Below are 14,467 nucleotides of genomic sequence, written 5' to 3'. Positions count from 1 at the left end.
CCGCCTGACCGGCGGGGATGCCGCGCCGGGGGAAATGCGGCGCGGAGGTTGAGCAGACTGGAAATGCAGCGAGTGTTCCGACCGGTGCCCCGACCGGCAGCGGGGGCTGATGGCGGGGCGGGGCACCGGAAGGTTTCTGCGGGACGCGTGCGCCCGGGCAGAGGCCGAAGCACCGGGGGGACCGGGCTCCGGCGTGCGGCCTTACTTCAGGCCGAGCTGGTCACACGCGGCCTTGAACTTCGGGGTGCAGATCTCGTTCACCGTGTAGACGCCGTCCTTGACGACGGTGTCCTTGATGTTGTCCTTGGTCAGCGACACGACCGGGACGAGGACCGACGGGATGCCCTTCTGGGAGGGGCTGTCGACCTTCTCCTTGGCGATCGCGTCGAGCGACTCGCCCTTGGCGAGCGCCACGGCCATCTCGGCGGCGGCGGAGGCCTCCGGCGCGTACGGCTTGTAGACGCTCATGAACTGCTCACCGGCGACGATGCGCTGGACACCGGCAAGCTCGGCGTCCTGACCGGTGACCGGCGGGAGCTTGGTGAAGCCGCCGGACTTGAGGGCGGTGATGATGCCGCCCGCCATGCCGTCGTTCGCGGAGTAGACGCCGATGATCTTGTCCTTGCCGAGGGACGAGATCGCGGCCTCCATGTTGGCGTTGGCGTTCTCCGGCTTCCACTCCTTGGTGTCGTACTCCTTGCCGACGTTCACCTTGCCGTCGAGCTCGGCGTGGGCACCCTTCTTGAACAGCGCGGCGTTCGGGTCGGTGACGGAGCCGTTCATCATGACGATCTGGCCGTCCTTGGCCTTGTCGCCCAGGGCCTCCAGCAGCGCCTTGCCCTGCACCCGGCCGACCTCTTCGTTGTCGAAGGAGGTGTAGGCGTCGATCGGGCCCTCGGCGAGACGGTCGAAGGCGACGACGGGGATACCGGCGTCCTTGGCCTTCTTCACGCCGCCGGCGATGGCCTTGGAGTCCACCGCGTCCACGATGAGCGCGTCGACCTTGTTGGTGATCATGGTGTCCACCTGCTGCGTCTGCAGCGTGGCGTCCTGCTTGGCGTTGGCGTAGACGACCTTCGCCTTGCCGTTCGTCAGCTCGCTGATCTTCTTCTCGATGAGCGGCTTGTCGAACTTCTCGTAGCGAGCGGTCTGGTTCTCCGGAAGGAGCAGGCCGATCGTGATGTCGTCGCCCTTCTTGGCGCGCGACTCTTCGGCGCTCTCGCCCGAGTCACCGGCCTGGCCACAGGCGGCGAGCGATACGGCCATCGCAGAGGCAGCGACAGCAACGGCGGCACGACGCAGATGTGCGTTCACGATAAGAAACCTCCCTGACGAGGCCGCGTCGCTGCGGCCGAGGTGGCTGGAAGTCAACTCGGCCCCGTGGTCAGCGTCAAGGAGTAAATCCTTAACGAGATGACAACGGTGCCATTCGTTATCTAAGTGAAGGCGGGTGCCCCGACCGGCAACGCACTGTCCAGAAGGGTCGAATCACCCATTTCGCTGAGCACGAGGGCAAGCGCGCCCAGCACTTCGGCACGCCCGCCCAAGGCCCCGGGAGCCACCGAGAGCTGCCTCGCCGCACTCGGAATGGCGTAGCGGGAGACGGACTCACGAATGGGTCCCAGTACCAACTCTCCAGCCTCCGCCAAATCCCCTCCCAGCACCACCCGGCTCGGATTTAGGAGGTTGCACAGGTTGGCGACACCACTGCCGATGTGGCGGCCCACGTCCCCCACCACACGACGGCAGCCCGGATCACCCTCCCGCGCCAGCTGAACGACGCGCTCCATGGTCAGCTCCGCCCCGTGACTCGACTGGAGCAGCGGCAGAACGTACCGGGCCGCCGTGAAGGTCTCCAGGCAACCGCGGTTGCCGCAACGGCACACCGGGCCCGACTCGTCCAGCGTGATGTGCCCGATCTCGCCGGCGGTACCGCCCGGACCCCTGTAGATCTGGCCGTCTATCACCAGGCCCGCGCCGACACCGCTCGCCACCTTGATGTACGCGAGGTCCTTCACGCCCCGGCCGCTGCCCCACACCATCTCGCCGAGCGCGCCCAGGTTCGCGTCGTTGTCGACGTACACCGGCACACCCAGCCGGGCCGAGAGCTCGTCACTCGGATTGATGCCGGTCCAGCCCGGCAGGATCGCCGTCGAACCCAGCGTGCCCGACTCCACGTCGATGGGACCCGGCACGCCGAGCCCCACGCCGATCACCTTGCCGAGACCGATCCCGGTGGCCTCCACCAACCGGTTGACCAGCGCCTCCGCCCTGTCGAAGCCCTCCGCGGACGAGGCGTCCACATCGAGCGGCTCCGCCTCTTCCGCCAGAACCTGATGAGCGAGGTTGCCGATGGCCACGCGCAGATGCGTATGGCCGAAGTCCACGCCGATCACGATGCCGGCGTCGCCGCTGAGGGAGACGCTGCGGGCCCTGCGGCCGCCGGCCGAGGTCGGCGTCACCTCTACCGTGCCGCCGTCCTTGAGCTCACGGACGATGTTGGAGACGGTGGCCGCGGAGAGGCCGGTGCTCCTCGCGATCTCCGCCTGCGTCAGCGAACCCGCCATGCGTACGGCACGCACGACACGCTCGAGGTTGGCCCGGTGCAGAGATGTCTGCGATCCCGGAGTCTCCATTGACTCATCCACTCCTGCCCCCGGTGGGCGGCGCGACGACCGCCCCCGGCCGGGGGCGTGTGTCGCGACCCCGGCGTCTCTCCAACTTATGAACCCTAAGCTCAACCTTTTGGGGCTTATCCCGTCAAGACCTTGAGCGGGGGCAACCTCTGATGAGCACGGGCGGGGCGGGACTGCGTTGGGTGAGGGCACTTCCACGCAACGTGACGGTCCGCCGCCGATGGGGCGGGCGCGGCCGGTCGCGGGCGCGGCGGTCCCGGTACGGCCGGGGCCCGACCGGTCGCGGGCGCGGCCGGTCGCCCACGCAGCGGTGTCGCTGAGGCAGGTCCGGACCCGACCAGGCGCCGCCCCGGCGGTCTCGGCGGGGGCCGGTCCGCGATGCGAGCGTGGCCCGGTCTGTGGCGGCGGTCCTGGAGCTCGCCCCGGGCCGGCCCGGGGGTGCGGCGACCGCGGTCGTGGCGTTGGCGTCGGTGGGGGTGCGAACTGCCAGGTGCAGGTGCGGGCCATCGAGGTGGAGGCGGAAGTCGCAGAACGGGCAGCGCTGCTGCTCTGCGGCCGCCGGCTCGGGGATTTACGCGGCCCGGGACGGACAGGGTCGACCGCAGGCCCTCGGGCACTGCGACCCGGGTGGCGCTGTCGCCCGGCAGGACGTTCGCCCGCCTGACACTTCGTCGGACAGGCGGCACACGAGCCGCGCCTCCAGCGGAACGCGAGGAAGTCTCGGCCGGTGTTCCAGAAGTCCTGTCTAGCTTCTTGAACGCGGAAAGGGAAGCCGTCGAGGAAGCCGGGGACCCGATCCGCGTCCCGCAATCCGGTTCGCATCTCACGACAGGGGAAACGCATGGCATCCGACCAGAACACCCACGAGTCGAACTCCCCCCAGCTGCCCGGCGCGGCTGCCTCCACGGGCGCGAAGAACGTCACCCCCGTCACGCACCTCACGCGGCGCCTGGACCACTCCGTCCCGGACGTCACCCGCCTCACGCGGCGCCTGGACCACTCCGTCCCGGACGTCACCCGCCTCACGCGGCGCCTGGACCACTCCGTCCCTGACCCGCGGTAAGACGGGCCGTGTCGGCGCCTCCACGGGCGCCGGCACGGCGGTCAACAAGGCGTGCGCACGGGGCCCGCCGAGCGCGGACCCCACGCATTGCGTTTCCACGACATCGTTCGACGGTCCCCGGAAAGGAACGCCATGGGCATCGGGCCGATTCACCTGGATCTCGTCTACGATCCGCTTCTGCCGGACGACGACAACGAGCGCGTCAACCCGTTCAAGGACGAGGACTACCGGGTGGCGTTCGGGGACGACTTCCTGGACGTCGTCAAGGAGCTGACCGACCTGTCGGTCCGTCTGCTCACCTTGATGCCCGACCCGTCGCTCAGCCCCAACGAGCGGCTGGAGCGCCTCGCCCGGGTCGTGCCGAACTCTCAGCTGATCACCGCCCACCGCCGTTCGGCCAGGTCGAAGCTGTACGAGATTCGCCGCCGCCTGGACGAGCTGGTGCCCGGCGACGAACTTACATACCGCGAGAAGCTGGAGGCACTGGTCACGCGCCTCGACGAGCTGGTCCCCGGAGCGCTCCGCCCGATCCAGAAGCTCGAGCGGCTCGGCGACTACCGCTCCACCGATGTGGGCGTCTCACCGAGGAGCTGGCAATGACGCACACGGTGATGGAGACCCGCGGCACCCGAACGGGTCACGTCTCCCTCTTCGACCCGGGGGTACGCGCCGGGGACCGGGCCGGTGTCGCCCGCACCATGGCCGGGGATCCGGCTCTCGCCGCCGACGAGGGGGCGCTCCCGCTCCTGCTGCACGACGTCCTCCTCGGTCGGCCCCCCGGCACCACCCCCGCCTTCGGCCGCACGGAACGGTTCAGGGCCGCCGGACGGGACTTCTGGTGGCTCACCCCGAGCGACGCCTCCGGAGACCTCGACGAACAGGTAGGCCTCTCCGGACATCGCATCGCGCGGCCCGACGAAGCGCTGAGGAGCGGCATCGTCTCCGCACTCGAGCACATCGCGAGCCGGCCATGGGCCCTCGAGCTCGTCACCACCTACGTCACCACTTTCGCGCTCGCCGAGACACGCGACCCGGGCGGGCGCCGGCTGCTCACCTCCTGCTCGCTGCCCGACTTCCCGCTTTGCGTCTTCTTGTCGCCGAGGGTCTTCGTGCACATTCCCCCGGTGAGCATCCACCCCGAGCCCTCGGCCCGTCTGGCGGCCGAGAACCTCTATCACGAGGCCGTCCATCAGGCGGTGAACCACCAACTGCTGGTCCACGGCATCATGACTCCGGACTACAGCTCCGACACGAGCCCGAAGATTCCCATCTACTGGCGTCGGACGGCGTCGGAGGACAGGAATCGCGCCTGGGAGATCGACCGCGTCCTGCACGCGGCCGCCGTCTACTGCCACCTGCTGCAGTGGCGCTACCACGAGCTGACCGACCCGTCCCTGACCGAGGCGGAGCGCACGACCGTCGCCGCCGCGTCCGCCGAATCCGTCGGCGCGCTGGACAGCCTGTGCCAGGCGCTGGCCGAGAACATCGTGCATTTCACCAGTGAGGGGGCGCTGTTCGTGGGCCGGCTCGTCGCGGCGGCGGAGATCCGGAGCCAGGTGATGAGCTCGCTGCTCGCGACGTACGCCGGCACGAGAGCTCTGGAGTCATGACCTCTTCCTCGCCTGCGACACATGGCCCCGGAGCGGGGAACGGAGTCTTCGCCATGCTGTGGGGCGGGCAGCTGATCTCCCTGCTCGGGTCCAGCGCGGCCTCTTTCGCGCTGTCCCTCACCATCTACTCCACGACGGGGAGCGCCTCGGCGCTCGCGATGGTGACCGCTGCCACCCTGGTCGGCGGCATCTACCTGGCGCCTCTCGCGGGAGCCGTCTCCGACCATTTTCCGCGCCGCACGGTCGTGGTGTTCTGCGACGTCGCCCTGGCGATCACCTCTCTGGCCCTCGCGTGGGTCGCGCACCTGGGCGCCGCGGGCGCGCTTCCCCTCGTCGTGGCCCTGGTGTTCGTCGCCGGGACGCTGAACTCCGCGCTGTCCGTCACCATGGCGGCGTCAGTCAGACAGCTGAGGGCGGAGACCGACCTCACCCGGGTCAACGGCGTGACCTCGTTCCTCGAGAACATCCCCACCCTCGTCGGCCCACTGGTCGGCGCCGCCGTCTACGCGCTCGCGGAGCCCGCCGTCGTCTTCGCCGTCGACGCCGGCACCTTCGTCATCAGCGCCGTCCTCGCCTGCTCGGTGCGGTGGAACGGCCGCCCGGCCGGCGGCAAGCAGCCGCTGCGGCCCTTCAAGGGCGCGGCGGCCGGCCTGCGCATCATCTGGAAGAGCCCGGACCTGCGCTTTCTGCAACTGAGCTTCGCGGGCGTCAACTTCTTCAACGCCATGGGCGCGGCGACGGCCACGGCATACGTCGTGGCCGCCTCCTCCAGCGATGCGGGCCACTGGAACCTCGCCCTGTACAGCGTCGCCGGATCGGCGGGGCTGCTGGTCGGCTCCTCGCTGGTCGCCGTCCTCGGCCACCGGTTCGACCGGCGGCGGCTGATCGGAGGCTCGGTGGTGGCCGGCGCCGTGGTCGGCCGGATCGGACTCGTCCTGACCGCTCTGCCGGCGCTCTGGGCGGTGGCGGCGGTCGTCCGCAACGCCGCCAACCAGCTCACCAACGCGCCACTCACCGCGATCTGGCAGGAACGCGTCCGCCCCGAGATCCAGGCCTCGGTCTTCGGAGCCCGGCGGCTGCTCGGCCAGGGCCCCTACCCGCTGGCAGTCTTCCTCGGGGGCTTCCTCGGCGACCAGGCGTTCGCCGGCGACGCCGGGGCGAGCGTCACCGGGCTGGGTGTGTTGCTCTTCGTGGCCGCGTGCGGGGAGGCGGCCGCCGGACTCGTCCTGCTCCTCACCTCGCCCCTGCGTCGGCTCGCGGAGCCGGCCGGCACCGCCGCGGCAATGGCGGGACGGTGAAAACGCGCTCCGACGGAAGAACCTGGCGGTTCTTCCGTCGGAGCGCGTTGAAGGTAAACAGGACGGGCCCGCCCCGGCGGCGTATCGGCACCGCGATCGGGCCCGACCGCACACGCTCTCGGGCGCGTGCGCCCATGTGGATGGCGTTACTTCAGCGCGCCCGCCGTCAGGCCCGACTGGACCTGGCGTTGGAAGATCGCGTAGACCACCAGCACCGGGAGCATCGCGATCATCATGCCGGCCATCAGCGCGCCCCAGTCGTTCTCGTAGCCCTGCTGGAGCGCGATCATCGCCAGGCCCTGGGTGAGGACGTACTTGTCCTCCTGCTGGTTGAGGACCATCGGCAGCAGGTACTGGTTCCACTGGCCCAGGAAGTTGAAGATGCCGATGCTGATCAGGCCGGGCTTGGCCATGGGGAGCATCACCTGGAAGAACGTCCGGCTGTGCGACGCGCCGTCGATCAGCGCCGCCTCGCCCACCGACGCCGGGAGCGTGCGGAAGAACGCCGTCATGAAGAAGACGGTGAACGGCAGCGAGTAGGCGATGTAGACCAGGATCAGCCCGTGGTAGGTGGCCAGCAGCGAGCTGCCGGGGAAGTCCCGCATGACGAAGAACAGCGGGATCACCAGCATGAAGACCGGGAAGGACATGCCGGCCACGAACAGGTAGTAGATGAACCGGTTCCCGGGGAACTCGAAGCGGGCCAGCACGTACGCGGCCATGGATCCGAGGACCATCGTGCCGATCACCGAACCGCCCACGATGATGGCGGTGTTGATGAAGTACTGGCCCATGTTCGCGTCCTCCCACGCGTTGGACCAGTTCTCCCAGTGGAGGACCGTCGGCAGGCCCCACGGGTCGGTGAGGATCCCGTTGCTGTCCTTGAAGGCGCTCCAGGCCACCCAGAGCAGCGGCACGCCCACCATCAGGCCCCACACGATGAGGATGCCGTGGGAGAAGACGTTGAGGATCCCGCCCTCGGAGGACTTCCGTTTCGCCGGTTCGGGGGTGCGGTCGGCCGTGGCAGGGGCGTCCTGCTTGGCCACCGTTTCGATCTCTTCGGTCGTCATCCGCCCTACCCCTAGTACTCGATCCGCTCACGCCGCGCGAAGCGCATGGTGAGCACTGCGAAGGTCATCGTGACAATGAGCATCGCGACGCCCATGGCGGAGGCATAGCCGAACTGGCTGTCGCGGAAGGCCGTCAGATACAGCCGGAGCGGCATGACGTCCGTCGCGCCGTCCGGTCCGCCCATGTTCACCGACATGATCTGGACCAGGGCGAAGGCGTCCAGCGCGATGATGCCCATGTACACCCAGCCGGTCTGGACGGTGTCCCACAGCAGCGGGAGCGTGATCCGGAAGAAGGTGTGGAAGCGGCTGGCGCCGTCCAGCAGTGCCGCTTCGTAGATGTCCCGGGGGATGGAGGCCATCGCCGCGGAGAACAGGACCACGTAGAAGCCGACGTGTCCCCAGACCATGACGGCGCTGATGCACCAGAGCGCGAGGCTCTTCTCGCCGAGCCAGGAATTCTGCAGACCGTCGAGGCCGACGGCTCCCAGGAAGGAGTTCAGCATTCCGTCGTCGGGGTCGGGGTTGTAGATGTTGAACCAGATGACCGCGATGATGGTGACGGAGATGACCTGCGGGAAGAAGAAGACGAATTTGTACATCTTCGATCCGCCGACGCCGGTGATGACTTCGTTCTTCCGGCGTTTGCCGCCGACGTTCAGCATGAAGGCGAAGAAGAGGCCGAGGCCGAGTGTGACCACCGGGACGAGCGCCAGCATGTAGACGTTGTGGCGCAGCGCGTTCCAGAAGTCGCTGCTCTCCCAGAGCCGCTGGAAGTTCTCCAGGCCGATGAATTCGGCGGTTCCCACCAGGCCGGACCAGTTCGTCATGGAGATCTGGAAGGCCTGGACGAACGGCGAGATGACGAAGATCGCATAAACGATCAGAGGCAGGGCCAGGAAGCCCACGATGAATCGGTATTTGCCGTGTTGCACTGTTTGCTTCCCGGCCCTTCCCTCGAAAGCCGAACTGATCGGTCAGGCGCTGCGCTTGAACTTGGTCACCGAGTCGTCCTTGGCGACCTTGTCGGCCTCCGCCTGGGTCTTCTTGATCCAGTCGGCGGCCTTCAGCTCGCCGGTGAGCAGCTGCCCCGTGAGGCCGCCGATCTTCTCATCGGTCAGCGCCGGGTACCACTCCTGCAGCTGGAGGCTGATCAGGTTGTCGCCGGCCTCCTTGAAGACCTTGCTGGCCGAGGCCAGGCCCGGAGAGAGGCTCATGCCCTCGGTGGCGTCCATGACGCAGGTCAGGGACTTGACCTTGGTGGCGAAGTTCTGCGCGTGCTTCTTGGAGAGCATGATGCGCAGCAGCTCCATGCCGCCGGCCGGGTTCTTGCCCTTGGAGGCGACGATGTACGGCTCGCTCGGCTCGCCGCGCAGGGTGCCGTGCGGCATCTTGTCGCCCGTGCCGTCGAACAGCGCGCCGACCGCCATGCCGAAGTCCTTCGGCGTGGTGGGGGCGGACTCGTTCTCGACCCAGGAGCCGTTCGGGAGGAAGACGGCCTTGCCCTTGTTCCAGGCGGTCTGCGACTGGATGTGGGTCAGGCCCTGGCTGCCCTCGAGGAAGTACTTCTTGGCCGCGAGCTCCTCGTAGTGCTCGACGACCTCCTTGACCGCGTCGTTGGAGGTCCAGGCGTTCGGCTCCAGGTTGTCGATCTCGATCCACTTCTCCATGCCGCCGATCTTGGCGATCTGGGCGAAGAGGTTGAAGTGGACGTAGTACGGATACTTGCCCGGGTACGTCCAGGGGGCGATGCCGGCCTTCTTGATCTCGCCGCAGAGCGTGACCATCTCGTCGAGGGACTTGGGGTAGGCCCAGCCCTTGTCGTCGAGCAGCTTCTGGGAGTACCAGGTGCCGTAGATGGTGAAGGCGTAGTAGAGCACGTCGAACTTGTCGCCGTGCTTGCCCTTCTCGATGGTGCTCGGGTGGATGGTGTCCCTGACCTTCTTGGCCGGGTCGTCCATCGAGGCGGCGTCCAGCAGCACGGTCAGGTCCTGGAGCTGGCCCTGGGTGGAGAGCTGGTTCATGTTGAGGTGGTCGGCGCCGGAGTTGTCGATGACGTCCGGCGGGTTGCCGCCCGCGAAGCGCGGGGTGAGCTTGGGGCCGACCTGCTGGGTGCCGGTGTGCTTGATCTCGGCGCCGTAGGTGGCCTTGTAGTCGGCCTCCGCGTCCTTGGCGTACTGGTCGCCGAGACCGCCCTTGAAGATGAAGGCCTCGAGCGGGGTGCCCTGCTTCACACCGAGCGGGTTCTTCTCGGACTTCTCGCCCCCGGGGGCCTTGGTCTCCTTGTCGGTGCCGCCACCGCCGGTGGCGCAGGCGGACAGGAAGCTCATCGTCGGAATCGTGAGCAGGCCGAGCGCGGCCGAACGCTTGATCAGGTTGCGACGGCCGACGCCCTCGTTGTGGGCGGAGGTGGATCCCATGCTCAAGTCCTCGCCTTCTCCAGGACTCAGGCGGTGTACCGGTCGCCCGTCCTTCTCGCCTCAGGCGAAGGGCCCCGCCACCGCGGTCAGTTGCTGTGTTTTCCCGAAGGGAAACTCAGTGAAGCTCGGATCGTGCGGCTGACAGCGGGAACGGAGTAGCTGCCGCCGGCGGTCGCGTGCTCCGCACGTGTCCGCCGCCCCCGTCCCCCCTGGTCCGCTGCCGTACGAAACGGCTGTGCGGACGCCGACAGGTATAGTCCACTTCCCGCCGAGTGAGCAAGATCAAATGCAAGGTTGGGCGCCCATCTTTCCCGAGTTGAGACCTCGCGGACACATGGGACCCGAAAACACCCTTACGACCGCAGCATTCTTAACGGATCGTCCGATTCCGACCGGCACGTCCCGCCAACACCCTTGACACCGTAGGACACTTGCCTCCCTACTGGAGCCTGCGCCTCGCGCCTGACAACGTTGTCCAAACGCGACTTCCTCTGGAGGAAGACCCGGGATGCAGCCCAGAAACAGACCCCGGCCCAGAAAGATCAATCCGGTCACCCTCGTGGTGACCGCTTCCATGCTGGTGTTGACGGCTCCTTCCGCCGCCATCGCCCTGCCCACGGAACCCGGGCAATCCACCTCCCCGGGCCGGGAATTCAGATCGTCCTTCGAATCGGACGAAGCCCAGCCGGACTGGCGTAATACCGTTGAAGTGGGCACCGACGGAAAGAAGCGGTCATCGGGTGTCGACGGCGGCTTCTCCAGCGGAATACCGGGCAATGTCACCGACAAGGTGATCGAGCTGCGGGCCAGCGCCGAGAACACCGGCGGCGGCGAGACCAAGGAGAATCTGGTCGACCTGCTGCCGAGCAGCAAGTGGCTGGCGTTCGAGCCGACCGCCTGGATCGAGTTCGACACGGAAGAGCCGGTCAAGCTCTCCACCTACGCCCTGACGTCCGCCAACGACTTCGCCGCACGCGACCCCAGGGACTGGACGCTGAAGGGGTCCGCCGACGGGGAGAACTGGACGGTCCTGGACAGCCGCTCCGGTGAGACGTTCGCCGAGCGCTTCCAGACCAGGACCTTCGACATCGGCGCCCCCTCCGAGGTGACGGCCTACGCCCACTACCGCCTGGAGATCACCAAGAACAACGGCGCGTCCGACATCACCCAGCTGGCGGACGTGCAGTTCTCCAACGGCGACACCAGCGCCCCCGTCCCCGACGACATGCGCAGCCAGGTCGACCGCGGCCCCAGCGGCTCCCCCACCGCGAAGGCCGGCGCCGGCTTCACCGGCAAGCGCGCCCTGAAGTACGCCGGCACCCACAAGCCGGACGGCAGGGCCTACTCGTACAACAAGGTCTTCGACGTCGATGTCGCCGTGCGCCGCGACACCGAGCTGTCGTACAAGGTCTTCCCCGCCATGGCGGAGACGGACCTGAACTACCCCGCCACGAACGTGTCGGTGGATCTCGCCTTCACCGACGGCACCTACCTGAGCGATCTGGGCGCCACGGACTCGCACGGCGGGCTCCTCACGCCCGCGGGCCAGGGCGCCGCGAAGCGCCTGTACGTCAACCAGTGGAACGCCGTCGCCTCCGGCATCGGCACCGTCGCGGCCGGCAAGACCGTCGACCGGATCCTGGTGGCCTACGACTCCCCCAAGGGCCCGGCGAAGTTCCAGGGCTGGATCGACGACGTGGCCCTCGTGCCCAAGGCGCCCGAGAAGCGGCTCGAGCATCTCTCGGACTACGCATCCACCACCCGCGGCACCAACTCCAGCGGCTCCTTCTCCCGGGGCAACACCTTCCCCGCCACCGCCGTCCCCCACGGCTTCAACTTCTGGACCCCGGTCACCAACTCGGAGTCGAAGAGCTGGCTGTACGAGTACGCCCGCGGCAACAACGCGGACAACCTGCCCACCGTCCAGGCCTTCAGCACCAGCCACGAGCCCAGCCCCTGGATGGGCGACCGGCAGACCTTCCAGGTGATGCCGTCGGCGGCCGAGGGCGCCCCCGACACCTCGCGCACGGCCAGGGCTCTGCCCTTCCGGCACGAGAAGGAGACCGCAAGGCCGCACTACTACGGTGTCACCTTCGAGAACGGCCTCAAGGCCGAGATGGCGCCGACCGACCACGCGGCGATGATGCGCTTCACCTACCCCGGTGACGACGCGAGCGTCATATTCGACAACGTCACCAAGGAGGGCGGCCTCACTCTCGACGCCGCGAACCGCTCCTTCACCGGCTTCTCGGACGTCAAGAGCGGCCTCTCCACGGGCGCCACACGGCTGTTCGTGTACGGCGTCTTCGACGCGCCGGTCACCGACTCGGCCTCCGAGGGCGTCACCGGCCGGCTCCGCTTCGACGCCGGCGACGACCGCACCGTCAACCTGCGGATCGCGACCTCGCTGATCAGCGTGGACCAGGCGAAGAAGAACCTCGCCGACGAGATCCCGGCCGGTACCCGGTTCGAGCGGGTGAAGGACCGGGCGCAGGACGCCTGGGACGACATCCTCGGCAAGGTCGAGGTCGAGGGCGCCACCCGCGACCAGCTGGTCACGCTCTACTCCAGCCTGTACCGGCTCTACCTCTACCCGAACTCGGGCTTCGAGAACACCGGCACCAAGAAGCGCCCGGAGTACCGGTACGCGAGCCCGTTCTCGCCGATGACCGGCCCCGACACCCCGACCCGCACCGGCGCGAAGATCGTCGACGGGAAGGTCTACGTCAACAACGGCTTCTGGGACACCTACCGCACGACCTGGCCGGCCTACTCCTTCCTCACCCCGAAGAAGGCGGGAGAGCTGGTCGACGGCTTCGTCCAGCAGTACAAGGACGGCGGCTGGATCTCCCGCTGGTCCTCCCCCGGATACGCGGACCTGATGACCGGCACCAGCTCCGACGTGGCGTTCGCCGACGCGTACGTCAAGGGTGTCGACTTCGACGCCGAGGCCGCCTACGAAGCGGCGCTGAAGAACGCGACCGTCGTCCCGCCGGCCTCCGGCGTGGGCCGCAAGGGCATGGAGACCTCGCCGTTCCTCGGCTACGCCTCCACCTCCACCCACGAGGGCCTGTCCTGGTCGCTGGAGGGCTACCTCAACGACTACGGCATCGCCGAGATGGGCGAGGCCCTCTACAAGAAGACGAAGAAGGCCCGCTACAAGGAGGAGTCGGAGTACTTCCGGAACCGGGCCCGCAACTACGTCACCCTCTTCGACTCCGAGGCCGGCTTCTTCCAGGGCCGGAACCTGAAGGGCGACTGGCGGGTGGAGAGCTCCAAGTACGACCCGCGCGTGTGGGGCTACGACTACACGGAGACCAACGGCTGGGGCTACGCATTCACCGCTCCGCAGGACTCGCGCGGCCTGGCGAACCTGTACGGCGGCCGCTCGGGCCTCGGTGAGAAGCTCGACGCCTACTTCGCCACGCCGGAGACGGCGTCGCCCGAGTTCGTCGGGTCGTACGGTTCCGTCATCCACGAGATGACCGAGGCGCGCGATGTGCGGATGGGCATGTACGGCCACTCCAACCAGGTCGCCCACCACGCCACGTACATGTACAACGCGGCCTCCCAGCCGTGGAAGACCCAGGAGAAGGTCCGTGAGGTCCTCTCCCGCCTCTACACCGGCAGCGAGATCGGGCAGGGCTACCACGGTGACGAGGACAACGGCGAGCAGTCGGCCTGGTACCTCTTCTCCGCGCTCGGCTTCTACCCGCTGGTGATGGGATCCGGGGAGTACGCCATCGGTTCGCCGCTGTTCACCAAGGCGACCGTGCACCTGGAGAACGGCCGCGAACTGGTCGTGAAGGCCCCGAAGAACAGCGCGAAGAACATCTACGTGCAGGGCCTGAAGGTCAACGGCAAGAAGTGGAACTCCACGGCCCTGCCGCACGAGGCGATCGCCGAGGGCGGCGAGATCGAGTTCGCGATGGGCCCGAAGCCGTCCGCGTGGGGCACCGGGAAGGACGCGGCCCCCGTCTCCATCACGCAGGACGACGACAGGCCCGCGCCGCGGCACGACGTGATCCCGGCCGGCGGCCCACTGTTCGACAACACCTCGGCGACCACGTCCGCGTTCACCTCGGTGGACCTCCCGGTGACGTCCGGGACCCGCGCGGTGCAGTACACGCTCACCTCCGCGGCGAAGGACAAGGCGCCGACGGGCTGGGTGCTGCAGGGTTCGGCCGACGGGCAGTCGTGGACGGATCTCGACAAGCGGTCGGGCGAGTCCTTCGGCTGGGACAGGCAGACCCGCGTCTTCGGCGTGGCCGAACCGGGCTCGTACGAGCACTACCGACTGGTCTCCGACAGCGAGGCGACGCTCGCGGAGGTGGAACTCCTCGAGTGACGAAACGGGGCAAATCCTGGTA

The 14,467-nt window shown here is 68.1% G+C and carries 10 protein-coding genes; 5 read left to right on the top strand and 5 right to left on the bottom strand.

The window, feature by feature from the left end:
- Nucleotides 1-201: 201 nt before the first annotated feature.
- Both ACTMTU_RS20130 and ACTMTU_RS20125 read right to left on the bottom strand, forming a co-directional pair.
- Nucleotides 202-1,314 carry a substrate-binding domain-containing protein gene (locus ACTMTU_RS20130; protein ID WP_441264877.1) on the bottom strand — a complete coding sequence of 371 codons (1,113 nt, stop codon included), beginning with the start codon at nt 1,312-1,314 and terminating at the stop codon, nt 202-204.
- A gap of 122 nt (nt 1,315-1,436) precedes the next feature.
- Nucleotides 1,437-2,636 (bottom strand): ROK family transcriptional regulator, encoded by a 1,200-nt coding sequence (locus tag ACTMTU_RS20125; protein ID WP_441264876.1) that lies wholly within the window; start codon nt 2,634-2,636, stop codon nt 1,437-1,439.
- 841 nt (nt 2,637-3,477) lie between these two features.
- Here ACTMTU_RS20125 and ACTMTU_RS20120 point away from each other — a divergent pair.
- The 4 genes from ACTMTU_RS20120 (at nt 3,478) to ACTMTU_RS20105 (ending at nt 6,607) form a co-directional block, all read left to right on the top strand.
- The gene (locus ACTMTU_RS20120; protein ID WP_441264875.1) at nt 3,478-3,699 is read left to right on the top strand and encodes a hypothetical protein; all 222 of its coding nucleotides are present in this window, start codon (nt 3,478-3,480) and stop codon (nt 3,697-3,699) included.
- Between the two features lie 132 nt (nt 3,700-3,831).
- Nucleotides 3,832-4,299 (top strand): hypothetical protein, encoded by a 468-nt coding sequence (locus tag ACTMTU_RS20115; protein WP_441264874.1) that lies wholly within the window; start codon nt 3,832-3,834, stop codon nt 4,297-4,299.
- A complete protein-coding gene (locus tag ACTMTU_RS20110) occupies nt 4,296-5,309 on the top strand; it encodes a hypothetical protein (RefSeq protein WP_441264873.1) in 1,014 nt (337 codons plus the stop codon). Before ACTMTU_RS20115 ends, ACTMTU_RS20110 begins: the two co-directional genes overlap by 4 nt.
- A complete protein-coding gene (locus tag ACTMTU_RS20105) occupies nt 5,306-6,607 on the top strand; it encodes an MFS transporter (RefSeq protein ID WP_441264872.1) in 1,302 nt (433 codons plus the stop codon). The genes ACTMTU_RS20110 and ACTMTU_RS20105 overlap by 4 nt, the downstream gene beginning before the upstream one ends.
- A gap of 146 nt (nt 6,608-6,753) precedes the next feature.
- Here ACTMTU_RS20105 and ACTMTU_RS20100 read toward each other — a convergent pair whose 3' ends face one another.
- The 3 genes from ACTMTU_RS20100 to ngcE are packed head-to-tail and all read right to left on the bottom strand — an operon-like array spanning nt 6,754 to nt 10,097.
- Nucleotides 6,754-7,677, bottom strand: coding sequence for a carbohydrate ABC transporter permease (locus ACTMTU_RS20100; protein WP_441264871.1), 924 nt, complete (start codon nt 7,675-7,677; stop codon nt 6,754-6,756).
- 11 nt (nt 7,678-7,688) lie between these two features.
- On the bottom strand, nt 7,689-8,612 hold the full coding sequence (locus tag ACTMTU_RS20095) for a carbohydrate ABC transporter permease (protein ID WP_441264870.1): 924 nt from the start codon (nt 8,610-8,612) through the stop codon (nt 7,689-7,691).
- Nucleotides 8,613-8,654: 42 nt separating this feature from the next.
- Nucleotides 8,655-10,097 (bottom strand): N-acetylglucosamine/diacetylchitobiose ABC transporter substrate-binding protein, encoded by a 1,443-nt coding sequence (gene ngcE / locus ACTMTU_RS20090; RefSeq protein ID WP_441264869.1) that lies wholly within the window; start codon nt 10,095-10,097, stop codon nt 8,655-8,657.
- Nucleotides 10,098-10,671: 574 nt separating this feature from the next.
- Here ngcE and ACTMTU_RS20085 point away from each other — a divergent pair.
- Entirely contained in the window at nt 10,672-14,445 is a 3,774-nt protein-coding gene (locus ACTMTU_RS20085; RefSeq protein ID WP_441264954.1) for a GH92 family glycosyl hydrolase, read from the top strand.
- The last annotated feature ends 22 nt before the right edge of the window (nt 14,446-14,467 follow it).

This window comes from Streptomyces sp. OZ13 (genome assembly GCF_052068155.1).
GTDB lineage: Bacteria > Actinomycetota > Actinomycetes > Streptomycetales > Streptomycetaceae > Streptomyces.
Note: the sequence above shows the minus strand (reverse complement) of the source record. Positions and strands in the feature narration are given on the sequence as shown.